A 249-nucleotide genomic window follows, 5' to 3' on the forward strand; every position below is an offset into this window, starting at 1 on the left:
TTTCTTACGGTGCAAATGCTTTGCGTGACGGGGTATCGATTGGCCACCAGACAACGACACGTCCGGTCGTCTCTAGCAGTGAAATCCAAGCCATGGATGATTTGCAATGTTACCTTCGCGTACCAGGAAGCAGCTTCATCACTCAACTGGATTTGCACTATGATAAAATGCGAGATGTGACACCGGCCTTTATCAAACGTAATTACACCCCATCGCCCGCCATGACCAAGGCGTATCAAAAAGCGATTT

At 48.2% G+C, this 249-nt stretch carries 1 protein-coding gene; it reads left to right on the forward strand.

From position 1 onward, the window contains the following. The coding region (locus AB4589_RS25680; protein ID WP_372101986.1) for a type IV secretion system DNA-binding domain-containing protein at window positions 1-249 on the forward strand (249 nt) is incomplete at both ends.

The organism is Vibrio sp. 10N.222.49.A3, from assembly GCF_041475145.1.
GTDB lineage: Bacteria > Pseudomonadota > Gammaproteobacteria > Enterobacterales > Vibrionaceae > Vibrio > Vibrio tasmaniensis_A.